Here is a 23147-nt window from a genome sequence, read left to right on the forward strand (position 1 = left end):
ATTCCTGGGGGTCGGCCCCCAGACCCCTTAAGAAACTTCGGGCCCAACAAGGAGAGCAGGGAACCCAGATGGCGGAGCTCACGATCCGGCCGGAGGAGATCCGGGACGCGCTGGAGAACTTCGTCCAGTCGTACCAGCCGGACGCGGCCTCGCGCGAGGAGGTCGGCACGGTCAGCCTGGCCGGCGACGGTATCGCGAAGGTCGAGGGTCTTCCCTCGGCCATGGCGAACGAGCTGCTGAAGTTCGAGGACGGCACCCTCGGTCTTGCGCTGAACCTCGAAGAGCGCGAGATCGGTGCGATCGTTCTCGGCGAGTTCAGCGGCATCGAGGAGGGACAGTCGGTGCAGCGCACCGGCGAGGTCCTCTCCGTCGGTGTCGGTGAGGGCTACCTGGGTCGCGTCGTCGACCCGCTCGGTAACCCGATCGACGGTCTCGGCGAGATCGCGACCGAGGGCCGCCGCGCCCTCGAGCTGCAGGCGCCCGGCGTCATGCAGCGCAAGTCGGTCCACGAGCCGATGGAGACCGGCTACAAGGCCGTCGACGCCATGACCCCGGTCGGCCGTGGTCAGCGTCAGCTGATCATCGGTGACCGCCAGACGGGCAAGACCGCCCTGGCCGTCGACACGATCATCAACCAGCGCGACAACTGGCGCTCGGGCGACGTGAACAAGCAGGTCCGCTGCATCTACGTCGCCGTCGGCCAGAAGGGCTCCACCATCGCGTCCGTGCGCGGCGCGCTGGAGGAGGCCGGTGCGCTCGAGTACACGACGATCGTCGCCGCCCCGGCGTCCGACCCGGCCGGCTTCAAGTACCTGGCGCCGTACACCGGCTCGGCCATCGGCCAGCACTGGATGTACCAGGGCAAGCACGTCCTGATCGTCTTCGACGACCTGTCGAAGCAGGCCGACGCGTACCGCGCCGTGTCGCTGCTGCTGCGCCGCCCGCCGGGCCGTGAGGCCTACCCGGGTGACGTCTTCTACCTGCACTCCCGTCTGCTCGAGCGCTGCGCCAAGCTCTCGGACGACATGGGTGCCGGTTCCATGACCGGTCTGCCGATCGTCGAGACGAAGGCCAACGACGTCTCGGCGTTCATCCCGACCAACGTCATCTCCATCACCGACGGCCAGTGCTTCCTGGAGTCCGACCTGTTCAACGCCGGCCAGCGTCCGGCCCTGAACGTCGGTATCTCGGTCTCCCGAGTCGGTGGCTCCGCCCAGCACCCGGCCATGAAGCAGATCGCCGGTCGCCTCCGCGTGGACCTCGCCCAGTTCCGTGAGCTGGAGGCGTTCGCCGCCTTCGGTTCCGACCTGGACGCGGCCTCGAAGGCGCAGCTGGAGCGCGGTCAGCGGATGGTCGAGCTGCTCAAGCAGGCTCAGTACCAGCCGATGCCCACGGAGAACCAGGTCGTCTCGGTCTGGGCCGGCACCACCGGCAAGATGGACGACGTCCCGGTCGCCGACATCCGTCGCTTCGAGGCCGAGCTCCTGGCGTACCTGCGTCAGAGCCACTCCGGTCTCATGACCTCCATCCGTGAGGGCAAGAAGATGTCGGACGACACCCTGACGGCCGTCGCCGACGCCATCGCGGAGTTCAAGAAGCAGTTCGAGACCTCTGACGGCAAGCTGCTCGGCGAGGACGCTCCTGCCGCCGTCAACGTCTCGAAGTGACGACGGAAGGGACCTGACTCATGGGAGCGCAGCTCCGGGTCTACAAGCGTCGCATCAAATCCGTCACCGCGACGAAGAAGATCACCAAGGCGATGGAGATGATCGCCGCCTCGCGTGTCGTCAAGGCGCAGCGCAAGGTGCAGGCGTCGACTCCGTACGCGACCGAGCTGACCCGCGCGGTCACCGCGGTGGCCACGGGTGCGAACGACAAGCACCCGCTGACCACCGAGGCGGAGAACCCAAGCCGTGCCGCTGTCCTGCTCCTCTCGAGCGACCGCGGTCTGGCCGGTGCCTTCAACTCCAACGCCATCAAGGCGGCGGAGCAGCTGATCAAGAAGCTGGAGGGCGAGGGCCGGGCGGTCGACATCTACGTCGTCGGTCGCCGTGGCATCGCGCACTTCAACTTCCGTGAGCGCGCGCTGGCCGACACGTGGGCGGGCTTCACGGACGAGCCCACCTACGCGGACGCCAAGAAGATCGCGGCACCGCTGATCGAGGCGATCGAGAAGGACACGGCCGAGGGTGGTGTGGACGAGCTCCACATCGTCTACACCGAGTTCGTCTCGATGATGACCCAGACGGCGGTCGAGGCCCGGCTGCTGCCCCTGAGCCTCGACGAGGTGGCGAAGGAGGCCGGCGAGCCGGAGACCCTCCGCCCGCTGTACGACTTCGAGCCGTCGGCGGAGGACGTCCTCGACGCCCTTCTGCCGCGCTACGTCGAGAGCCGGATCTACAACGCGCTGCTCCAGTCGGCTGCCTCCAAGCACGCCGCCACGCGTCGCGCGATGAAGTCGGCCACCGACAACGCGGGTGAGCTCATCACGACCCTCACCCGACTTGCCAACGCGGCCCGCCAGGCCGAAATCACCCAGGAAATCAGCGAGATCGTCGGTGGCTCCGCAGCCCTGGCCGACGCGACCGCGGGGAGTGACAAGTAATGACGACCACTGTTGAGACGGCCGCCGCCACGGGCCGCGTCGCCCGGGTCATCGGCCCGGTCGTCGACGTGGAGTTCCCCGTCGACGCGATGCCGGAGATCTACAACGCGCTGAACGTCGAGGTGCCGGACCCGTCCGGTGAGGGCACCAAGACGCTGACCCTCGAGGTCGCGCAGCACCTCGGTGACGGCATGGTCCGCACCATCTCGATGCAGCCCACCGACGGTCTGGTCCGCCAGGCCCCCGTGGTGGACACCGGCGACGGCATCACGGTGCCGGTCGGCGACGTCACCAAGGGGCGCGTGTTCAACACGCTGGGCCAGATCCTGAACGAGCCCGAGGCGGAGGCGGAGGTCGGCGAGCGCTGGTCCATCCACCGCAAGGCCCCGGCGTTCGACCAGCTCGAGTCGAAGACCGAGATGTTCGAGACCGGCCTCAAGGTCGTCGACCTTCTCACCCCGTACGTCAAGGGTGGAAAGATCGGTCTGTTCGGTGGTGCCGGTGTCGGCAAGACCGTTCTGATCCAGGAAATGATCATGCGTGTGGCGAAGCTGCACGAGGGTGTTTCCGTCTTCGCCGGCGTGGGTGAGCGCACCCGTGAGGGCAACGACCTCATCGCCGAGATGGAGGACTCGGGCGTTCTCGACAAGACCGCCCTGGTCTTCGGCCAGATGGACGAGCCCCCGGGCACCCGTCTCCGTGTGGCCCTCGCCGGTCTGACCATGGCGGAGTACTTCCGCGATGTGCAGAAGCAGGACGTGCTGTTCTTCATCGACAACATCTTCCGCTTCACGCAGGCCGGTTCCGAGGTGTCGACCCTGCTCGGCCGCATGCCCTCCGCGGTGGGTTACCAGCCGAACCTGGCCGACGAGATGGGTCTCCTGCAGGAGCGCATCACCTCGACCCGTGGTCACTCGATCACCTCGATGCAGGCGATCTACGTCCCCGCCGACGACCTCACCGACCCGGCGCCGGCGACCACCTTCGCCCACCTCGACGCGACGACGGTTCTCTCCCGTCCGATCTCCGAGAAGGGCATCTACCCGGCCGTGGACCCGCTGGACTCCACGTCCCGGATCCTGGACCCGCGCTACATCGCGCAGGACCACTACGACGCCGCCACGCGCGTCAAGGGAATCCTGCAGAAGTACAAGGACCTCCAGGACATCATCGCGATCCTCGGCATCGACGAGCTCAGCGAGGAGGACAAGCTCGTCGTCCACCGCGCGCGTCGCGTCGAGCGCTTCCTGTCGCAGAACACCCACGCGGCGAAGCAGTTCACCGGTGTGGACGGTTCGGACGTTCCGCTGGACGAGTCGATCGCCGCGTTCAACGCGATCTGCGACGGCGAGTTCGACCACTTCCCGGAGCAGGCCTTCTTCATGTGTGGTGGTCTCGAGGACCTCAAGAAGAACGCCAAGGAGCTCGGCGTCTCCTGAGCCCCGTGCTCTCCTGAGAGGGGGCGGGATCCGTCCCGCCCCCTCTCCACGCCCCAGTAGAATTGACCCCAACACCCGGCACGACCGCCGGGTGGTGACCCGAGGAGCCACCCTTGGCTGCTGAGCTGCACGTCGAGCTGGTCGCCGCGGACCGGAGTGTCTGGTCCGGCGAGGCCACCCTGGTCATCGCGCGTACCACCTCCGGCGACATCGGCGTCATGCCCGGCCACCAGCCGCTGCTCGGTGTGCTGGAGTCGGGCCCGGTGACCATCCGTACGAGCGAGGGCGCGACCGTCGTCGCCGCCGTCCACGGCGGATTCATCTCGTTCGCCGACGACAAGCTGTCTCTGCTCGCGGAGATCGCCGAGCTGGCGGACGAGATCGACGCCCAGCGCGCCGAGCGCGCGCTGGAGCGTGCGAAGACGGAGTCGGACGCCGCCGCCGAGCGGCGCGCCGAGGTCCGGCTGCGCGCGGTAGCGGTCCGCTGACGGTCCGCGCCGAGAGTAGTGCCCTCAGCCGCGGCACGGCTGGTTCGTCCAGACCGTGCCGCGGCTGAGGCGATGCAGATGCAGGTGGTATTCGGTTCTGCCGGCGGCGCCGGCTACGGGACTCAGCGAGGAGGTCGGTGAAGATGTTCCTCGCTCTGCTCGTGTGCGGCCTGGTCGTCGCACTGGTGGTGATCGGGCTCTTCGTCTTCGGCTTGCGCCGCAGACTGATCCAGCGCGCCGGCGGCACCTTCGACTGTTCCCTGCGCTGGAACGTCCCCGACGAGCCGGACACCACCGGCAAGGGCTGGGTGTACGGCGTCGCCCGCTACAGCGGCGACGAGATCGCCTGGTTCCGTGTCTTCTCGTACTCGCCGCGTCCGCGCCGGGTCCTGGAGCGCTCGGCCATCGTGGCCCTGGAGCGCCGGATGCCGGAGGGCGAGGAGGAGCTCGCGCTGCTCTCCGACGCGGTGATCCAGCCGTGCATGTACGAGGGCGTGCGGCTCGAACTCGCGATGAGCGAGGACGCCAGGACCGGGTTCATGGCCTGGCTGGAGGCCGCGCCCCCCGGCCAGCGGGTGAACGTCGCCTGACGCGCGCGTCGGGCACGAGGAAGCGGGGACGGCGTGCTGCGCCGTCCCCGCTCCGTCGTGCCGGGGTTAGTTCAGACCGCTGTTGATGGCGCCGACCAGCTCGCCGTTGGAGGTGTCACCGCTGAACTCCCAGAAGAACGCTCCGCCGAGGCCCTGGTTCTTGGCCCAGCTCATCTTCGAGTTCACGGTGGCGGGGGTGTCGTAGCTCCACCAGTTGGTGCCGCAGTGGGCGTAGGCGGTGCCGGCGACGGTGCCGTTGGCCGGGCAGGAGTTCTTGAGGACCTTGTAGTCCTCGATGCCCTGCTCGTACGTGCCGGCCGCCGGGCCGGTGGCCGTGCCGCCGGGGGCGGACTGGGTGACGCCGGTCCAGCCGCGGCCGTAGAAGCCGATGCCGAGCAGCAGCTTGTTGGCGGGGACGCCCTTCGCCTTGAACTTGGCGATCGCCTCGGCGGAGTTGAAGCCCGCCTGGGGGATGCCGGCGTACGAGGTGAGCGGGGAGTGCGGGGCCGTCGGGCCCTTCGCCGCCCAGGCGCCGAAGAAGTCGTACGTCATCACGTTGAACCAGTCCATGTACGGCGCGGCGCCCGCGTAGTCGGCGGCGTCGATCTTGCCGCCGGCGGACGCGTCGGCCGTGACGGCCGCGGTGACGAGGTTGTTGGCGCCGAACTTGGCGCGCATGGCCTGCATCATGTTCTTGAAGGCGGCGGGGCCGCTGGTGTCGCAGGACAGGCCGCAGGCGTTCGGGTACTCCCAGTCGAGGTCGATGCCGTCGAAGACGTCGGCCCAGCGCGGGTCCTCGACCAGGTCGTAACAGGACTGGGCGAAGGCGGTCGGGTTCTGGACGGCCTGGCCGAAGCCGCCGGACCAGGTCCAGCCGCCGAAGGACCAGAGGATCTTGATGTGCGGGTAGGCCTTCTTCAGCTTGCGGAGCTGGTTGAAGTTGCCGCGCAGCGGCTGGTCCCAGGTGTCGGCGACGCCGTCGACGGACTGGTCGGCGGTGTAGGCCTTGTCGTAGTCGGCGTAGGCGTCACCGATGGTGCACTTGCCGCCGGTGACGTTGCCGAAGGCGTAGTTGATGTGGGTGATCTTGGACGCGGAGCCCGAGGTCACGATGTTCTTCACGTGGTAGTTGCGGCCGTAGACGCCCCAGTTGGTGAAGTAGCCCATCTTCACCGTGCTGCCGGGCTGCGGGTTGCCGCCGCCCCCGCCCGTGGTGCGGACGGCGACGCTGCCGCTCGCCGGGCCCGTCTGGTCGGCGGTGTCGCGGGCGACGACCGTGTAGGTGTAGTCGGTGCCCGCGGTGAGGCCGGTGTTGGTGTACGTCAGGCCGGTGACGGTGGCGACGGTCGTGCCGTCCCGCTTCACGTCGTAGTTCTTGACGCCCTTGTCGTCCGTGGCGGCGGTCCAGGTCAGCTTGACCGAGGTGTCGGTGACGGACGAGGCGACGGGGGTGCCGGGGGCGGAGGGCGCGTTGTCGCCGGGCTGGGTGGAGCCGTCGCAGGAGGCGCCGTTCACCTTGCAGCCGGACGGGGAGCCGGAGCCCGTGCCGTTGAAGCCGAAGGAGATGGTGGCGCCGGGGGCGAGGGTGCCGTTCCAGCCGACGTTCTTGGCGGTCCAGTGGGTGCCGGAGCTGGTGACGGTGGCGTCCCAGGCCGAGGTGACGGCGGTTCCGGAGGGGAAGTCCCACTCGACGGTCCAGGACGAGAGGGTGGTGGTGCCGGTGTTCTTCACCGTCCACCTGCCCTCGAAGCCGCTGCCCCAGTCGGAGGCCTTGGTGTACGTGGCGGTGGCCGAGGTGGCGGCCTCCGCGGGTGCCGCGAGGCCGACCATGGCGGCCAGCGGCAGGATCAGCGCGGTCAGTCCGGCGGCGGCCCGGGCTCTGAAGCCGGTTCTGCGCGTCGGTGCTTGAGTGCTCAACGGTGCTCCTCAAGGTGCGGACGGTCAAAGTGGGGGTGGTCCGTGGAGAGATGCGCGCGCCCCGCGAGCGTAGGAAGGTCTGGACCAATCGTCAAGAGGTCCAGACCTTAGTCGCCGTTCGGCCCTCAGGCCCCCAACTCCCTGGCGAGCACCGCCGCTTGCACCCTGCTCCGCAGTCCCAGCTTCCCCAGCACCTTGCTGACGTGCGTCTTCACCGTCGCCTCCGCCATGTCCAGGCGCACCGCGATCTCCGCGTTCGCCAGCCCCTCGCCCAGCGCCGACAGCACCTCCCGCTCCCGGGGCGTCAGCGCGGACAGCACCGCCGGATCCGCCCGCGGGGCCGGACGGCTCGGCGCGGCGAACTCGGCGATGAGCCGCCGCGTCACCGCGGGGGCGATCAGCCCCTCGCCGCGCGCCACCGTCCGTACCGCCTCGATCAGCTCCCGCGCGTCCGCGTTCTTCAACAGGAAGCCCGCCGCCCCCGCCCGCAGCGCCCCGAACACGTACGCGTCGAGGTCGAAGGTGGTCAGCACCAGGACGTCCGCGAGCCCCTCCGCGACCACGAGCCCCGTCGCCGTCACCCCGTCCATCCGGGGCATCTGCACATCCATGAGCACCAGGTCGGGACGGAGCCGGCGGGCCAGCTCCACTGCCTCCTCCCCGTCCGCAGCCTCCCCGACGACCTCGATGTCCGGGGCGCTCCCCAGGATCAGGACGAGGCCGGCGCGCACCGCGCTCTGGTCCTCGGCCACCAACACCCGCACCGTCACGAACGCTCCTCGTCCCTCGTCTCCATGGGCAGCTCCGCCCGGACCCGCCACCGCTTCCCGCCCCGCCCGTCCTGCCCGCCGCCCCCGTCCTGCCCGCCGCCCCCGTCCCGCCCGCCGTCCCCGGCCCGCCCCTGCCGCCCGTCTTCTCCGTCCTCCTCGCCGGACACCGGGCCGGCCTCGAAGACCCCGCCGAGCAGCGCGACCCGCTCCCGCATGCCCACGAGCCCGGCCCCGGACCCCGGCGCCGTCGGGCCCGGCCGCTCCCCGTACGGGCTGCTCACCCGTACGGACAGGACGTCCGCCCCGCCCGCGAGCGTCACCCGGACCTCGCCGGGCGCCGCGTGCTTGAGCGCGTTCGTCAGCGACTCCTGCACGATCCTGTACGCGGCCAGCTCCACCGGGGCCGGCAGGGGCCCCGCCGACTCCCGGACGTCGTCGAGCACGAAGACCAGGCCGCTCGGGCCGCCGTTCGCCGCCGCCTGCGCGACCAGCGCGTCCAGACCGGCGAGGGTGGGCGCGGCGGCCGGTTCCGTGTCCGCGCCGCTGTCCCTGAGCAGCCCGATCAGCCGGCGCATCTCGGCGAGGCCCGCCACGCTGTTCTCCCGGATCACCGTCAGCGCCTGCCGGGTCGTGCCCGGATCGTCGATCGACAGCGCGGCCGTCGAGTGGATCGCGATCGCGGACAGGTGGTTCGCCACCATGTCGTGCAGCTCGCGCGCCATCCTCGCCCGCTCGGCGGCCACCGCCTGGGCGCGGTCCATCTCGGCGAGCAGCGCCGTCTGCTCGGCGCGCAGGGTGGCCGCCTCCGCCGTCTGCCGGTGGCTGCGGACGATCGCGCCCGTCACCGCCGGCAGGAAGCAGATCATGCCGGTGAGCATGCCGACGAGGAGCGCGACGGCGTTCTGCCACCAGATCAGGAGCACCACCGTCGTGGCGACGGTGAACAGGCCCGTCGTGTAGGGGACGCGCCGCGCCTGGCCCGGGGTGCCGTACACGACCGCCGCGTAGACGAGGTCCGTGAACATCAGCACCGTGGCGAGATTGCCGTTGGTGAACTGGTCACCGACGATCGCGGCGGTGCCGACGAGCAGGGCGGTCCGGGGGGCGGTGCGGCGCACGGCCTCCATGGCGGCCGTCACCACCAGGGGGACCAGCGTCACCCAGCGCGGCCCGATGAGCTGGTCGCCCTTCAGGAACAGCCCGAAGGACCACAGCAGCAGCCCGCCGGCCAGACCCGCGCCGGCGATGAGCAGATCGGTCCGGGGGAGGCGGGGCGGTCGGGGCAGTCGGGGGCGGCGCGGGGGACGGGTGGGACGGGGGAGGGGCACGTACCCATCCAACACGTCGTTCCGGGCCCGGACCTCGACGTCCGGGCCGATCCGGGCCGATCCGTGCCTCCGTCGAAGGATGTAGACGAGGTTCGTCACCGGCGACGACGAACCGGCCGCGATCGCACGCGACGCTGAGGAGGAAGCGAAAGGGGAACCGCTGTGATCGTCACGCTGATCGTTGTCTGCGAGGTGGGCTTCTGGGTCCTGCTGGCCGCCGGCCTCACCGCCCGCTACCTGCTGAAGAGGCCGAAGCTGGGCATGGCACTGCTGCTGTGCGAACCGCTCCTGGAGGTCCTGCTCCTCGTCGCCACGGCGATCGACCTCAAGAACGGGGCCGAGCCCAGCTGGCGGCACGGACTCGCCGCCGTCTACATCGGCTACACCGTGGGCCACGGCCACCGCACCGTGAAGTGGCTCGACGGCCACGCCGCCCACCGCCTCGGCGGCGGCCCGCCGCCCGCGAAGCCGCCGCGGTACGGCATGGCCCGCGCCCACCACGAGGGACGGATCTGGCTCGGCTCGGTGGTGGCGGCCTCCGTCGCCTCCGGCCTCCTGCTCGCCGCGACCTGGTACGTCGGCGGCGACGGCGACACCTCACGGCTGGAGGCCTCGATCGCGGGCGTCTGGCGGGCGGTCGGCATCCACGGTCTGATCGCGCTCAGCTACGCGATCTGGCCGAAGAAGGCCCCGGAGGCGACCCCGAACACGGCCCCGGAGCCGGCCCCGCGACCGGCCGCGCAGCCGGCGCCGGAACCGGCCCGGGAGACGGTCCCCTCGGAGACCGACCGGTCAGCGCTCGCCGCCGGGGACCCAGAGGACGTCCCCGACCTCCTTGTTCGCCACCCGCGCAAGGATGAAGAGCAGGTCTGAGAGCCGGTTGAGGTACGTCGCCGTCAGCGGGTTCATCGTCTCGGCGTGGACCTCCAGGGCCGCCCACGTCGAGCGCTCCGCCCGCCGGACCACCGTGCACGCCTGGTGCAGCAGGGCAGCGCCGGGCGTGCCGCCGGGCAGGATGAAGGAGCGCAGCTTCTCCAGCTGCTCCAGGAAGCGGTCGCAGTCCGCCTCCAGCTTGTCGACGTAGTTCTGTTCGACGCGCAGCGGCGGGAACTCCGGGTTCTCCACGACGGGGGTCGCCAGGTCCGCGCCGACGTCGAACAGGTCGTTCTGGACGCGGACGAGGACCTTGACGACCTCATCGTCCAGCTGCCCGAGGGCGATGGCCGTGCCGATGACGGCGTTGGCCTCGTTGGCGTCGGCGTAGGCCGAGATCCGCAGATCCGTCTTGGCGGTCCTGCTCATGTCGCCGAGGGCGGTCGTGCCCTTGTCGCCGGTGCGGGTGTAGATGCGCGTCAGATTGACCATGGGCCCAGCCTAGTGAGGGCGGCGCCCGGTGGACGGCGCGTGTGCCCACCGTCACGGCCCGCAGCGACGGCCTCCGAGGAGGTCCGGCGGCCTATCGTGAGTGTGACGTCCGTCAAAGAGGGCGTGACGCGCATTACTTCGCGGTCACATGGCGGCCCGCGACCGCTAATCTCCGCCGAGGAGCCAGAAGTGAACAGGCGTTGAGGGGTGGAAGATCGTGGCCAGGAAGCTCGCCGTCATCGGGGCCGGACTCATGGGATCCGGCATCGCGCAGGTCTCGGCCCAGGCAGGCTGGGACGTCGTCCTGCGTGACGTCACCGACGCCGCCCTCACCCGGGGCACGGACGGCATCAAGGCGTCGTACGACCGGTTCGTCGCCAAGGGCAAGCTGGACGCGGCCGACGCGGAGGCCGCCCTCGGCCGGATCACCGCCACGACCGACCTGGAGGCCGTCGCCGACGCCGACGTCGTCGTGGAGGCCGTCTTCGAGAACCTCGACGTCAAGCACGAGATCTTCCGCTCGCTCGACAAGATCGTCAAGGACGGCGCCGTCCTCGCCTCCAACACCTCCGCCATCCCGATCACCAAGATCGCCGCGGTGACCGAGCGCCCGGAGGCCGTCGTCGGCGTCCACTTCTTCTCGCCGGTGCCGATGATGCAGCTCGTCGAGCTGGTCCGCGGCTACAAGACGAGCGACGCCACCCTCGCCACCGCCCGCGCCTTCGCCGAGTCCGTCGGCAAGACCTGCATCGTCGTCAACCGCGACGTCGCGGGCTTCGTCACCACCCGCCTCATCTCCGCCCTCGTCGTCGAGGCCGCCAAGCTGTACGAGTCGGGCGTCGCGACGGCCGAGGACATCGACGTCGCCTGCAAGCTCGGCTTCGGCCACGCCATGGGCCCGCTCGCCACCGCCGACCTCACCGGCATCGACATCCTGGTCAACGCCACGAACAACATCTACACCGAGAGCCAGGACGAGAAGTTCGCGCCGCCGGAGCTGATGCGCCGGATGGTGGACGCGGGTGACATCGGCCGCAAGAGCGGGCAGGGCTTCTACAAGTACTGAGCACGCACCACCACCCCATGTCACTCCGTGGGGTGAATTCCGGCATCGGTTCGCTGACAAGGCGCAACGCTTCTGCTGTCCCGGCAGTCAGTTGTTGCGTAGACGGAGCACTCTCGGGGAGCGCATATGCACATCAGGGGCGACCACGCCGAGCTGGTCGTCGGGGGCCGCCTCGACGTCCGGAGCGCGGCGGACGCCCGTACGGTCCTGCACTCGGCCGTCGACGACGGAGTCGGCGATCTGGTGCTCGACCTGACCGGCCTCGACTCGTGGGACGCGACCGGCCTCGGCGTCATCATGGGCGCCCACCGGCGGGCGGGCCGCTGCGGCCGGCGGCTCGTCCTGCGCGGGGTGCCGCCCCAGATGCAGCGGCTGCTCGTCGCGACCCGGCTCCACCGCATCCTCGCCATCGAGGGCGGCCTCGCCATGGAGTCGCTGCCCCGGGTGTGAGCCGGTCGGCGCCGCCGGGCCGGTCCGCCGCACGGTGGTGACCGGAGCCCGAAAGTCCGGTGCCACCGGAGTCGGGGAGTCCGGCGGGGCGCGCGGGCCCGGGGCGGCTGTGAAGCAGCTGTGTGAAACAGGCGTCACGCTCAATCCTCACAAGACCATGACGTCTTGGTCTCTGCGGCACCCCGGCTGTTCCCGGCCGCCGGACGACCGTCTAGGGTTCGCCCGTCTGCACACCATCGACGGACCCACCCGGCGGGCTCCGCACACCGCTCTTGGGGGCTTTGACCATGGACCCGATACACCGGGGACCGGACGAGTCCGGTCACGACACCGCGGCCGAGGACGCCCACCCCGCCCCGTCCGCCGCCGTGCCCGAACGCACCCCCGCGTCCCCCGCCCGGGCCCGCGTCGTCAGCATCGTCTCCGGTGACCTCCTCCTCACCGTCAACCCCGTCGACGGCAGCGAGATCGAACCCTGCCCGCCCGGCCGCGAACCCGAGACGCCCCGCCGCCGCACGCCCGAGGAGCGCGCCGAGGCCGCCCGCGCCGCGACGCCGCCCCCGCCGCCCGGCCCCGCCGCCCCCCAACTGCCCCTCCTCGAACGCGACGAGCCCCGCCGCCGCCTCGCCGAGATCCTGGGCCGCGGCCGCTCCGTCCGCCTCACAGGCCCCGCGGGCTCCGGCCGCACCGCCCTCCTCGACGCCGTCGCCGCCGACTGCGCCGACCTCGCCCCCGAGGGCGTCGTCCGGCTCTCCGGCCACCACCGCACGCCCGCCGAACTCCTCCACGAGCTCTTCGCCGCCGTCCGGTACGCCCCCGGCCACCGCCCCGACCGCACCACGCTCCCCGCGCGGCTCCGCGACATCGGCGCCGTGGTCGTCGTCGACGACCTGGAGTTCGGCGGCGCGGCCCTCGACGAACTCCTCGGCGCCGCCCCCGAGTGCGCCTTCCTCCTCGCCGCCGGGCCCGAGGTCCCCGCGCCGTCCGCCGACTCCGCCGTCGAGGAGGTCGCCCTCACCGGCCTCGGCCGCGCCGCCTCCCTGAAGCTCCTGGAGGCCGCCGTCGGCCGCACCCTCACCGACGAGGAGGCCAACTGGGCGGGCGACCTCTGGTTCGAGTCCGAGGGACTGCCGCTGCGCTTCGTCCAGGCCGGCGCCCTGCTCCGGCAGCGCGACCGACTCCGCGTGACCCCGGCCGAGTTCGACGCCTTCGGCGCCCTGGAGGAGGCCTTCGGACCGCAGGCCACGGGCCAGGGGGCGCGCACCGCCGCCGCCGTGGCCGCCGCGGCGGCGTTCGACGGCGTCGAGGACCCCGACGTCGAACTCCGCGAGGTGCCGCTGCCCACGCTCGGCGAGGGCGCCGCCCCCGCCGCCCTCCTCGCCTCCCGCCTCAGCCGCTCCGCGCAGGCCGCCCTCCGCTTCGCCGTCGCCCTCGGCGGCGAGGTCCCTCACCAGGCCCACCTGCCGGCCCTCGTCGGCGACACCCACGCCGACGCCGCCCTCGGCGAACTGCGGGCCTGCGGACTCCTCAGCCCGGTCGGCCCCCGCTACCGGCTCGCCGCAGGCGTCCTCACCCAGCTCCTCGCCCACGGGTACGAGCACGGCGCCGCCGACCGCGTCCACACCGTCGCCCAGCACTACGCCTGGTGGGCCGGTCACCCCTCCGTCACCCCCGAGCGCGCCGCCGCCGAGTCCGACGCCCTGCTCGCCTCCCTCACCGCGCTCGTCGCCGCCACCGACGAGGAGCACCGCGCCACCGCCGTCCTCCTCGCCCGCGCCGCCGCCCCCGCCTTCGCCGCCGGACTCCACTGGGGCGCCTGGGAGCGGGCCCTGCGCGCCGGCCAGGAGGCCGCCCGGCTCGCCGGGGACGTCGCCGAGGAGGCGTACTTCCACCACGAGCTCGGCGTCCTCGCCATCTGCGCGGGAAACCTGGAGCGGGCCCGCGCCGAGCTGGAGGCCTCCATCGGCCTGCGCGGCGCCCTCGCCGACAAGCGCGGCACGGTCGCCGGCCGCCGCGCGCTCGCCCTCGTCGCCGACCTCGCCGGGGAGCACACGCCCGTCACCGCCGCGCCCCGCGCCGAGGAGCCCGTCTCCCCGCCCCGCGGCACCCCGGCCCTGCGCCGCCCGACGGCCGCCCTCCCGGCCGGACCCGCGGGCGCGCCCGTACCCCCGCCCGTACCGGCCCAGGGGAAACCGAAGCCGCGGGTTCCGGCCTTTCCCGACTTCGCCGACCAGGGCCCGACGCTCATCACCCGCCCCGACACCGTCCCCGCGGCGGACGGCGGCCGCCCGAGCCTGAAGAACGGCATCCTCACCGGCGCCCGGCGCAACCTCGCCGCCGTCGGCGCGGGCGCCCTCCTGGTCGCCGTCCTCGGCACCGTCGTCACCATCGGCGCCACCTCAGGCAACGGCGACGACCCGGCCCCCCGGCACGTCACCTCCGACAGCACCGGCGACGGGAGCGGCGACGACGCTTCCGGCTCCGACGAGCCGCCCACCGAGGGCGAGGCGGGGGAGACCGGCGAGCCCGGCGAGACCGGCGAGCCCACCAGCTCGGGATCACCGAGCCCCTCCGGCTCCGACAGCGCCTCGCCGTCGTCCTCGACCGACCCCGGCCCGTCCGGCTCCGCCTCGCCCTCGGACGGCGGCCCGAGCGGCACCACCGGAGCCCCGACCCCGACGACGACCCCGTCGACCGGCGGCACCACGACCCGGCCGACCGGGCCGCGCCCCACGCCGACGCGTACGACGACGACGCCCACGGCGTCGCCGACGACCAGCCCGTCCGCCACTACGCCGACTCCGCCCACGCCCACGCCGACGCCGCCGACGACCCCGCCGACCACCAGCGGGGCCCCCGCCACCTCCGCCTCCTCCACGCTCGGGCTGCCGTCCGCCTCCGACAGCCCCAGCGCCTCGGAGTCCACCGCCTGAGCGGCCGGGCCCCGACCGGCAAGGGGACGGCCCCGGGCGCGTTCGTCGCACCCGGGGCCGTCCCCGTACCGCCGCGGCCGTCCCGTCTAGAACAGCCGCAGCTTGTCGTCCTCGATGCCCCGCAGCGCGTCGTAGTCGAGCACCACGCAGTCGATGCCGCGGTCCGTCGCCAGCACGCGCGCCTGCGGCTTGATCTCCTGCGCCGCGAAGACGCCCTTCACCGGAGCGAGGTGCGGGTCGCGGTTGAGCAGCTCCAGATAGCGGGTCAGCTGCTCGACGCCGTCGATCTCGCCGCGGCGCTTGATCTCCACCGCGACCGTCGCGCCGTCGGAGTTCCGGCAGAGGATGTCCACCGGGCCGATCGCCGTCGGGTACTCGCGCCGGATCAGCGAGTAGCCCTCGCCGAGCGTCTCGATGCGGTCGGCGAGCAGTTCCTGGAGATGGGCCTCCACGCCGTCCTTGATCAGACCCGGGTCCACACCCAGTTCGTGCGAGGAGTCGTGGAGGATCTCCTCCATCGTGATGATCAGTTTCTCGCCCGCTTTGTTGATCACGGTCCAGACGCCGGCGTCCCCGTCCGCACCCTCCTTCAGGGTGCACGGCGGGGACATCCAGTTGAGCGGTTTGTACGCCCGGTCGTCCGCGTGGATGGAGACGCTCCCGTCGGCCTTGATCAGGATCAGACGGGGTGCGGAGGGCAGGTGGGCCGTGAGCCGGCCCGCGTAGTCCACGGAGCAGCGGGCAATGACGAGACGCATGGTCCGCAACGCTACAAGACGGGCGCTCTTCTTCGCGATTCGGGCATCGTCGTGCGCCGAACACCCGTTGTATATCGGCCGGTTGTGTTCGCATTCTCCTGGTGCCGCCAGGACTGCGCGCTTACCGTGGAAGCTGGAGGTCGTCGTCCGTGCACGCTGCGTGGCGTACGTCGGTCTTCGTCCCTGCCCGCACCGACCCCGTCCGCGGGGTCGCGAGAGGAGAACCCATGTCGCTCGACGTCTCACCGGCCCTTTTGGAACAGGCCGAGCGAGGCGAGGTCGACGAAGCCGACTTCGTCGACTGCGTCCGGACCTCCCTGCCCTTCGCATGGGAGATGATCAGTTCTCTGGTGGCCCAGCTGAAGGTCGACGGCGGAGAGTTCGCCGACAACCAGACGCCGCCGCCGAATGAGCAGGCACGTGGTCAGCTGCTGCGCGCGCTCGCGAGCGATGCCATCCGTGGCTCGCTGGAGCGGCACTTCGGGGTGCGCCTCGCATTCCAGAACTGCCACCGGGTGGCGGTCTTCCCGCTGGACCCCTCGGCCGACGAGCGGCTCGCCCGTTTCACGTCCGTACGGGGCCAGCTGCTCAACCAGTCGCCGGAACTGCGCGACTGCTGAGACCGCGACCGCGAGACATGGTGCTGCCGCTCCGCATCGCGGGAGACGCGAACGGTGCGTGTCGACGCGCATCGCCGCGGAGAGATGCCGGAGCGGCGGCACGGCCCCGGCCGTACCGCCGCCACCCCCCTGAGCTCCCGCCGTGCCCCGCGGGCGTCCACGTCCCGCCGGGCCCTCAGACCAGCAGCGGCAGCACCTCGGCGCCCAGGCGCCGTACGTTCTCCTCGGTGACCGCGAGGTCGCCGGAGCCCTCCGCGAGGAGGGCGAAGCGCGTGATGCCCGTACGCTCGGCGGTCGCCGCGAGCCGGTCGGCCGCCAGCCGGGGCGTGCCCACCGGGTGCAGTCCGCACAGCAGCTCCGTGTACGCCAGGGGGTCCCGCATCGCCCGGTGCCGGCCGTCCACCGTCACATGGGCGTCGAGCCCCTGCTTCAGCCACCCCGGCATCGCCTTCACCAGCGACTCGGCCGCGTCGGCCGTTCGGTCCGCGAGCTGGGCCACCCCGGCCGAGACGTGCCCGGCGGCGACCGCGGCGATCTCGTCCGGATTCCGCCCCGCCTCACGGGCGCACCGCGTCCACGCCGCCACCATCTCCGCCTTCTCCTCGTCGCCGCAGTGCATTCCGAGCAGCATCGGCAGGCCGCGCTCGGCCGCGAGCCGCACGCTCCTCGGCGACGTGCAGGCCACCACGACCTCGGGGCCGGCGGGACCGTCGATCAGCTCGTCGGGCCGGGGCACCACGGGCACCTCGCGGAAAGCGAATCGTTCCCCCTGGGCCCCGACGCGGGGCTCGGTGAGCCAGCGGAGCAGCAGGTCGAGCGATTCGGGAAAGCCGTTCTCGTACGCGGCGAGCCCCGCACCGAAGACCTCCAGGTCCACCCAGGGGCCGCCGCGGCCGACGCCGAGCGTGAACCGGCCGCCCGAGGTGAGGTGCAGCAGCGCCGCCTGCTCGCCGAGCGACACCGGGTGCACGGTCGGCAGGACGCTCACCGCCGTCCCGACCCGCAGCCGGCGGGTGCGGCCGAGCAGCATCGCCGCCAGCGTCACGGCCGAGGGGCAGACCCCGTACGGAACGAAGTGGTGCTCGGCGAGCCAGACCGAGTCGAGCCCCGCCTCCTCGGCGACCTCGGCGGTCCGCACCGCCCGGTGCAGCGCCTCGCCCTGTCCCTGTCCCGGGAACTGTGCGGCCAGAACGAACGTACCCACGCGCATCGCCTTCTGCCTCCTCGTCGGCCGACGCGTATCTCCCCTCGCACCGGCAACAACGTCTGACACGTGCCAAAGGCAACGGCCGTTCATGAAGTTCTTGCGATTTTCGGCTAAGCCGTCCCGGGCGGGGCCCGGCGCACCGGGTCGCGGCCCGTAGGCTGGAGGGAACGGTCCGTGTTCCCCCCCCGACCCTGTGAGGTGTCCCGTGTCCCCGCGTCACAACCGCTCCCGCGGCGGTGCCAAGCCCGAGCGGCAGGACGACCACGGCGACCGGTACGGCGGCGCGCAGCGCACCGAGACCTGGCAGGGCGAGGAGTGGTTCGTCCGGCTCGTCGCCGGAGCGAGCGCACCGGGCAAGCGCTACCGCTGCCCAGGCTGCGACCAGGAGATCCCCTCCGGCGCCCCGCACGTGGTGGCCTGGCCCGAGTACGGGGGAGTGGACGACCGGCGCCACTGGCACAAGGCCTGCTGGAACGCGAAGGACCGCCGCACCAGCAGGGTGCAGCGGTCCCGCAACGCGCCTCGCCACTGAGGCCCGGGTCCCCGGAGCGGTCCGGGGCCGCTCGGCGTCAGACGTCCCGGCTGTTGAGGAGGGAGAAGGCGCCCGCGAGGGCCGCGGCCACCACGCCCAGCAGGATGAAGAGCGGCTCCCAGCCCGCCGGCCCCGAGTCGCCGAACGGCGGACGGCTGCTGTAGAGCGCGATCATCTGCGACGGGATGGCGTACGTGAACAGCCAGTCCTGGAGTGACTTCAGCGCCTCCGCGAACATGAACATGGCCGCCACCAGCGGCAGCAGCAGCACGCCGATCATCACCGTGATCGCGCCCGCGGAGTGGCGGATGACCGTGCCGATCGCCATCGACAGCAGGCCGAGCAGCGCCAGGTAGGCGCCCGCGCCGACGGTCGCCCGCAGCCACTCGGACGCCGTGGGCTCCGCCGCGTCGACCATGGCGACCTGGGCCGCCGCGACGATCGCCGCGATCACCGTGGTGATCGAGAAGACCAGCAGGAAGAAGACGATCGCCTTCGCCGTGAGCACCCGGGCCCGGCTCGGGCAGGCCGTCAGGGTCGTACGGATCATGCCCGTGCCGTACTCGGACGCGATCGTCAGCACGCCGAGCGTGATCACGCAGATCGAGGCGGGCAGCATGCCGAAGAAGCCGAAGCCGAGCGCCGACTCCTCGCCCATCGGTGCCTCTGCGGTGGAGGCGATCGCCGCGACGCCCAGCCCGATGCCGAGCATCAGCAGGATCATCACCCCCAACGTCCACATCGTCGAACGCACCGAACGGATCTTCGTCCACTCGGAGGCCAGCGCGTCACCGAGGTGCGCCCGGCGGACCGGGATGGGGGAGACGTAGCCCTGCGGGGCGTGGTGGAACGGGGCGGGGGCGGTCATCGGGCGTCCTTGGGGGTGTCGCTCGGCTGCTGCGGGGAGGCGTACGGGTTCTGTCCGGGCGGCGGCGGGGCGTACCAGCCCTGCTGCGGCACCTCGGGCGCCATCGGCTGCTGCGGCGGCAGCCCGTACCCCGGCTGGCCCGGCTGCACGGGCGGCTGGAGGTGGGCGAGCCGGTCGTCGGTGGAGCGGTAGTCCACGGCGCCCTGCGTCAGGCGCATGTACGCCTCCTCCAGGGACGCCTGGTGCGGCGAGAGCTCCCACAGCCGCACGTCCGCGCCGTGCGCCAGGTCGCTGATCCTCGGCAGCGGCAGCCCGGTCACCCGCAGCGCCCCGTCCGGCTCGGACAGCACCTGGCCGCCCGCCTCCGTGAGCGCCGCCGTCAGCTTCTCGCGCTGACCCGGCTCCGTCTCCGGCGTCCGCACCCGGGCGAAGTCCGCGGAGTTCGCCGAGATGAAGTCCTTGACCGGCATGTCGGAGAGCAGCTGGCCGCGGCCGATCACGATGAGGTGGTCGGCCGTGAGCGCCATCTCGCTCATCAGGTGGCTGGAGACGAAGACCGTACGGCCCTCGGCGGCCAGCTTCTTCATCAGGTTCCGCACCCAGAGGATGCCCTCGGGGTCCAGGCCGTTGACCGGCTCGTCGAAGAGCAGCACCTGCGGGTCGCCGAGGAGCGCCGCCGCGATGCCGAGCCGCTGGCCCATGCCGAGCGAGAAGCCGTTCGACCGGCGCTTGGCGACGTCCTGGAGACCGACCACGCCGAGCACCTCGTCGACCCGCTGGGCCGGGATGCCGGCCAGCTGCGCCAGCGACAGGAGGTGGCTGCGCGCGCTCCGCCCGCCGTGCACCGCCTTGGCGTCGAGGAGCGCGCCGACCTGGCGGGGCGCGTTCGGCAGCTGCCGGAACGGGTGGCCGCCGATGGTGACGTGCCCCGCGGTCGGCCGGTCGAGGCCGAGGATCATGCGCATGGTCGTCGACTTGCCGGAGCCGTTCGGCCCCAGGAACCCGGTGACCACGCCGGGCCTCACCTGGAAGGAAAGGTTGTACACGGCCGTCTTGGCGCCGTAGCGCTTCGTCAGGCCGACTGCCTCGATCATTCTCCAGCCCCATCGACAGGTCGGTCGCATCCATGTCGGGGCGTGGCGGCCGTCGGCCGGAGCCCCCCGTATGACGTAGGAGCTTATCCAGCCATTGACGGTTCCGGCGAAGCGGTAAAAGAAGTTCAGGGAAGGATCAGGGGCGTTTCCCGGGGTGCGCCGGGGCCGCCCCCGAGAAAAACGGAATCAGGCGTCCCGCTTCTTCAGGACCAGATAACCGCCGACGAGCGAGGCCGCCACCCACAGCACCATGATCCCGAGCCCGCCCCAGGGACCGTACGGCGCCTTCTCCGAGCCCAGCGCGTCCGGTACCACCTGCATGATCTTCGAGCCGGCCTGGTCGGGGAAGTACCGGGCCACCTCCTTGGCCTTCGGCACCGCGGACAGGATCTGCGAGACCAGGAAGAAGAACGGCACCAGGATGCCGAGCGACAGCATCGAGGAGCGCAGCATCGTCGCCACGCCCATCGAGAAGACCGCGATCAGACCCATGTAGAGCCCGCCGCCGACCACCGCGCGCAGCACGTTGTCCGCGCCGATCGTCGTCCGGTGCTCCCCGAGCAGCGCCTGACCGAGGAAGAACGACAGGAAGCTCGTCGCGAGGCCGACGACCAGCGCCAGCGTCCCCGCGACCGCGATCTTCGAGAAGAGGAACGTCGCCCGCTGCGGCACCGCCGCGAGGGAGGTGCGGATCATCCCCGACGAGTACTCGGTGCCGACCACCAGGACGCCGAACACCACCATCGCCAGCTGGCCGAGCACCATCCCCGAGAAGCTCACGAACGTCGGGTCGAAGGTGGCCCGCTCCAGCTCGGAGAGGTCGCCGAAGGTCGACCTCAGCAGCGCGGACAGCGCCGCGCCCATCGCCACCGTCACCAGGAAGGCGCTCGCCAGGGTCCAGATCGTCGACGCGACCGACCGGATCTTCGTCCACTCCGACCGGAGGACCGCGGACACCGCTGCCATCGTTCAGGCTCCCTCGACGTTCTCGCCGGACGTGCTGCCCCACCGCGGCCCCGCGGCGACCCCGCCCCGCCCCGCCGCGCCCCCCACGTCCGTGCCGTGCGCGTGGTACTCCACCGCCCCCGCCGTCATCCGCATGAACGCCTCCTCCAGGGAGGCGCGCTGGGCGCTCAGCTCGTGCAGCACCAGCCGGTGCCCGGCGGCCAGTTCGCCCAGCTCATCGGTGGTCGCCCCGTCGACCTCCAGGGAGCCGTCGCCCGCCTCCACGACCGTGAAGCCGCCCGCGTACAGGGCGTCCCGCAGCTGCTCCCGCTGCGGCGAGCGCAGCTGTACATAACTCCGGGAATTCCGCTGGATGAAATCGGCCATCGTCGTGTCCGCGAGCAGCTTTCCCTGCCCGATCACGATCAGATGATCAGCCGTCAGCGCCATTTCACTCATGAGATGGCTGGAAACGAAGATCGTCCGGCCCTCCGCGGCGAGCGCCTTCATCAGATTGCGGATCCAGTGAATTCCCTCGGGGTCCAGACCATTGACGGGTTCGTCGAACATGAGGATCTCCGGATCACCGAGCAGCGCGGAGGCGATTCCGAGCCGCTGCCCCATGCCGAGCGAGAAACCCTTCGACTTCTTCCGCGCGACCGCCGTCAGACCCACCAGGTCGAGCACCTCGCCCACCCGCCGCTCCGGGATGCGGTTCGACTGGGCGAGACAGAGCAGGTTGTTGTACGCGGAGCGGCCGCCGTGCATCGCCTTGGCGTCCAGCAGCGCCCCGATGTACTTCAGCGGCTCGTCCAGCTCGCGGTAGTGCCGGCCGTCGATCCGGACCGTCCCGCTGGTCGGGTTGTCCAGGTCGAGCATCATGCGCATCGTCGTCGACTTGCCCGCCCCGTTCGGCCCGAGGAAGCCGGTGATCATGCCCGGCCGGACCTGGAAGGAGAGGCGGTCCACCGCCGTCCTCGCCCCGAACCTCTTCGTCAGGCCATCGAGCTCGATCATGCGCACCAACCTAAGGGCACGCGAAACCCCCCGCCACCGGAGTGACGGGGGGCCGTGCCGCGGGGCGTCCGCGGGTGACCGGGCCTCAGCGGGGGACCGGCCTCAGCGCGTGACCGGGCCTCAGCGCGTGACCGGGCCTCAGCGGGTCTGCTGGGCCGGGACGCCGGCCGTGCGCTCGTCGTCGATCGGCGAACCGGCCGCGGCGACCGCGGCACCCGTGAGGGTCGCCAGCATCTCGCGGACGTTGGTCAGCTGCGCGTTGATCGAGTCGCGGCGGTTCGTCAGCGCCGCGAGCTCGCGCTCCGATTCCGAGCGGATCCGGTCGGCCTTGGCGTTCGCGTCGGCCACGATGTCCTCGGCCTGGCGCTGCGCGGTCTCCACCGTCTGACGGGCCCGGCGCTCCGCGTCCGTCCGCAGCTTCTCGGCCTCCAGGCGGAGCTGCTCCGCGCGGTGCTCGATCTCCGCGAGGCGCTTCTCGGCCTTGGCCTGACGCGAGGCCAGGTCGCGCTCCGACTGCTCCCGGCGCTTGGCCAGGTTGGTCTCGAAGTCCGCGGCGGCCTGGGCGGCCTTGGCGCGGGTCTCCTCGAAGAGGGCGTCCGCCTCCTCGCGCTTCGACTGCGCGTCCTTCTGGGCCTCGGCGCGCAGCGAGTTGGCCTCGCCCTGCGCCTTCTCCACGATCCGGACGCCCTCGTCCTCCGCCTTCGCCTTGCGCTCCGCCGCGAACGACTCCGCGTCGTTGCGCACCTGCTGGGCGGCCGACTCGGCCAGCTCGCGGTGCTGCTCGGCGGCCCGACGGGCCTCCTCGCGCAGGTCCTTCGCCTCCTCCTCGGCAAGGCGGAGGATCTTCTCGACGCGCGCGCCGAGGCCGGCGTACGACGGCTCGGCATCGCTCACCTGCGCCTGGGCGTTCTGCGTCTCGAGGTGGAGTTCCTCGATGCGCTTCTCCAGAGAGGTGATTCGGGCCAGAGCACTGTCACGGTCGGCGACGAGCTTGGTAATGCGGTCGTCCACCTGACCGCGGTCGTAACCACGCCGCACGAGCTCGAAGCCGAAGGGGGAGGAAGTGTCGCTCATGGGGTTCCTGTCGAATGAGACCGGTGAGGTGTTAGAGGGAATCCTAGGGGTCGAAGCGGCGTGTCATCGAGCGTATGCCCG

The 23147-nt window shown here is 71.7% G+C and carries 22 protein-coding genes; 11 read left to right on the forward strand and 11 right to left on the reverse strand.

Features of this window, described 5'->3' with window-relative positions; translation table 11 throughout:
* The first annotated feature begins 68 nt into the window (after positions 1-68).
* From atpA to ACWDVG_RS08165, 5 genes are all read left to right on the forward strand, one after another.
* Positions 69-1667, forward strand: a complete 1599-nt coding sequence (gene atpA / locus ACWDVG_RS08145; protein WP_451697293.1) for a F0F1 ATP synthase subunit alpha — start codon at positions 69-71, stop codon at positions 1665-1667.
* Positions 1668-1687: 20 nt separating this feature from the next.
* A complete protein-coding gene (locus tag ACWDVG_RS08150) occupies positions 1688-2605 on the forward strand; it encodes a F0F1 ATP synthase subunit gamma (RefSeq protein WP_451697295.1) in 918 nt (305 codons plus the stop codon).
* A complete protein-coding gene (gene atpD, locus ACWDVG_RS08155; protein ID WP_451697297.1) occupies positions 2605-4044 on the forward strand; it encodes a F0F1 ATP synthase subunit beta in 1440 nt (479 codons plus the stop codon). The genes ACWDVG_RS08150 and atpD overlap by 1 nt, the downstream gene beginning before the upstream one ends.
* 113 nt (positions 4045-4157) lie before the next feature.
* Positions 4158-4532, forward strand: coding sequence for a F0F1 ATP synthase subunit epsilon (locus ACWDVG_RS08160; RefSeq protein WP_451697299.1), 375 nt, complete (start codon positions 4158-4160; stop codon positions 4530-4532).
* A gap of 143 nt (positions 4533-4675) precedes the next feature.
* Positions 4676-5122, forward strand: a complete 447-nt coding sequence (locus tag ACWDVG_RS08165) for a DUF2550 domain-containing protein (protein ID WP_451697301.1) — start codon at positions 4676-4678, stop codon at positions 5120-5122.
* A gap of 66 nt (positions 5123-5188) precedes the next feature.
* Here ACWDVG_RS08165 and ACWDVG_RS08170 read toward each other — a convergent pair whose 3' ends face one another.
* The 3 genes from ACWDVG_RS08170 to ACWDVG_RS08180 all read right to left on the reverse strand — a co-directional run bounded on the left by ACWDVG_RS08170 (position 5189) and on the right by ACWDVG_RS08180 (position 9137).
* The gene (locus ACWDVG_RS08170) at positions 5189-7039 is read right to left on the reverse strand and encodes a glycosyl hydrolase family 18 protein (protein WP_451697303.1); all 1851 of its coding nucleotides are present in this window, start codon (positions 7037-7039) and stop codon (positions 5189-5191) included.
* Positions 7040-7164: 125 nt separating this feature from the next.
* Complete coding sequence (locus tag ACWDVG_RS08175; protein WP_451697304.1) at positions 7165-7809, reverse strand: response regulator; 645 nt, start codon at positions 7807-7809, stop codon at positions 7165-7167.
* Entirely contained in the window at positions 7806-9137 is a 1332-nt protein-coding gene (locus tag ACWDVG_RS08180) for a sensor histidine kinase (protein ID WP_451697306.1), read from the reverse strand. Before ACWDVG_RS08180 ends, ACWDVG_RS08175 begins: the two co-directional genes overlap by 4 nt.
* Before the next feature lie 162 nt (positions 9138-9299).
* Between ACWDVG_RS08180 and ACWDVG_RS08185 the strand changes: the two genes are divergently transcribed.
* Positions 9300-10010, forward strand: a complete 711-nt coding sequence (locus tag ACWDVG_RS08185; RefSeq protein ID WP_451697308.1) for a hypothetical protein — start codon at positions 9300-9302, stop codon at positions 10008-10010.
* Here ACWDVG_RS08185 and ACWDVG_RS08190 read toward each other — a convergent pair.
* Entirely contained in the window at positions 9930-10502 is a 573-nt protein-coding gene (locus ACWDVG_RS08190) for a cob(I)yrinic acid a,c-diamide adenosyltransferase (RefSeq protein WP_451697309.1), read from the reverse strand. The two genes, ACWDVG_RS08185 and ACWDVG_RS08190, sit on opposite strands and share 81 nt — an antisense overlap.
* 217 nt (positions 10503-10719) lie before the next feature.
* Here ACWDVG_RS08190 and ACWDVG_RS08195 point away from each other — a divergent pair, with 217 nt between their 5' ends.
* From ACWDVG_RS08195 to ACWDVG_RS08205, 3 genes are all read left to right on the forward strand, one after another.
* Positions 10720-11568: a 3-hydroxyacyl-CoA dehydrogenase family protein gene (locus tag ACWDVG_RS08195; RefSeq protein ID WP_451697311.1), complete on the forward strand. Its 849-nt coding sequence runs from the start codon at positions 10720-10722 to the stop codon at positions 11566-11568.
* 126 nt (positions 11569-11694) lie between these two features.
* Positions 11695-12018, forward strand: a complete 324-nt coding sequence (locus ACWDVG_RS08200; RefSeq protein ID WP_309050267.1) for an STAS domain-containing protein — start codon at positions 11695-11697, stop codon at positions 12016-12018.
* Between the two features lie 287 nt (positions 12019-12305).
* Complete coding sequence (locus ACWDVG_RS08205) at positions 12306-14951, forward strand: ATP-binding protein (protein WP_451697314.1); 2646 nt, start codon at positions 12306-12308, stop codon at positions 14949-14951.
* Between the two features lie 86 nt (positions 14952-15037).
* Here ACWDVG_RS08205 and nucS read toward each other — a convergent pair whose 3' ends face one another.
* Positions 15038-15709, reverse strand: coding sequence for an endonuclease NucS (gene nucS, locus ACWDVG_RS08210; RefSeq protein WP_451697316.1), 672 nt, complete (start codon positions 15707-15709; stop codon positions 15038-15040).
* Positions 15710-15936: 227 nt separating this feature from the next.
* Here nucS and ACWDVG_RS08215 point away from each other — a divergent pair, with 227 nt between their 5' ends.
* Entirely contained in the window at positions 15937-16329 is a 393-nt protein-coding gene (locus tag ACWDVG_RS08215) for an SCO5389 family protein (RefSeq protein WP_451697318.1), read from the forward strand.
* Positions 16330-16504: 175 nt separating this feature from the next.
* On the opposite strand, the gene ACWDVG_RS08220 is transcribed toward ACWDVG_RS08215, so the two are convergent.
* Complete coding sequence (locus ACWDVG_RS08220) at positions 16505-17539, reverse strand: LLM class flavin-dependent oxidoreductase (protein WP_451697319.1); 1035 nt, start codon at positions 17537-17539, stop codon at positions 16505-16507.
* A gap of 202 nt (positions 17540-17741) precedes the next feature.
* On the opposite strand from ACWDVG_RS08220, the gene ACWDVG_RS08225 reads away from it, so the two are divergent.
* Positions 17742-18068 carry an ATP/GTP-binding protein gene (locus tag ACWDVG_RS08225; protein WP_451697321.1) on the forward strand — a complete coding sequence of 109 codons (327 nt, stop codon included), beginning with the start codon at positions 17742-17744 and terminating at the stop codon, positions 18066-18068.
* Between the two features lie 37 nt (positions 18069-18105).
* Here ACWDVG_RS08225 and ACWDVG_RS08230 read toward each other — a convergent pair whose 3' ends face one another.
* From ACWDVG_RS08230 to ACWDVG_RS08250, 5 genes are all read right to left on the reverse strand, one after another.
* Positions 18106-18936 carry an ABC transporter permease gene (locus tag ACWDVG_RS08230; protein ID WP_451697323.1) on the reverse strand — a complete coding sequence of 277 codons (831 nt, stop codon included), beginning with the start codon at positions 18934-18936 and terminating at the stop codon, positions 18106-18108.
* Positions 18933-20030 carry an ATP-binding cassette domain-containing protein gene (locus tag ACWDVG_RS08235; RefSeq protein WP_451697325.1) on the reverse strand — a complete coding sequence of 366 codons (1098 nt, stop codon included), beginning with the start codon at positions 20028-20030 and terminating at the stop codon, positions 18933-18935. The genes ACWDVG_RS08230 and ACWDVG_RS08235 overlap by 4 nt, the downstream gene beginning before the upstream one ends.
* A 186-nt stretch (positions 20031-20216) precedes the next feature.
* Positions 20217-20996, reverse strand: coding sequence for an ABC transporter permease subunit (locus tag ACWDVG_RS08240; RefSeq protein ID WP_451697327.1), 780 nt, complete (start codon positions 20994-20996; stop codon positions 20217-20219).
* A gap of 3 nt (positions 20997-20999) precedes the next feature.
* The gene (locus tag ACWDVG_RS08245; protein WP_451697329.1) at positions 21000-21992 is read right to left on the reverse strand and encodes an ABC transporter ATP-binding protein; all 993 of its coding nucleotides are present in this window, start codon (positions 21990-21992) and stop codon (positions 21000-21002) included.
* A 138-nt stretch (positions 21993-22130) separates the two neighbouring features.
* Positions 22131-23066, reverse strand: coding sequence for a cellulose-binding protein (locus ACWDVG_RS08250; RefSeq protein ID WP_451697331.1), 936 nt, complete (start codon positions 23064-23066; stop codon positions 22131-22133).
* Positions 23067-23147: the final 81 nt, after the last annotated feature.

The organism is Streptomyces sp. NPDC003327, from assembly GCF_053589515.1.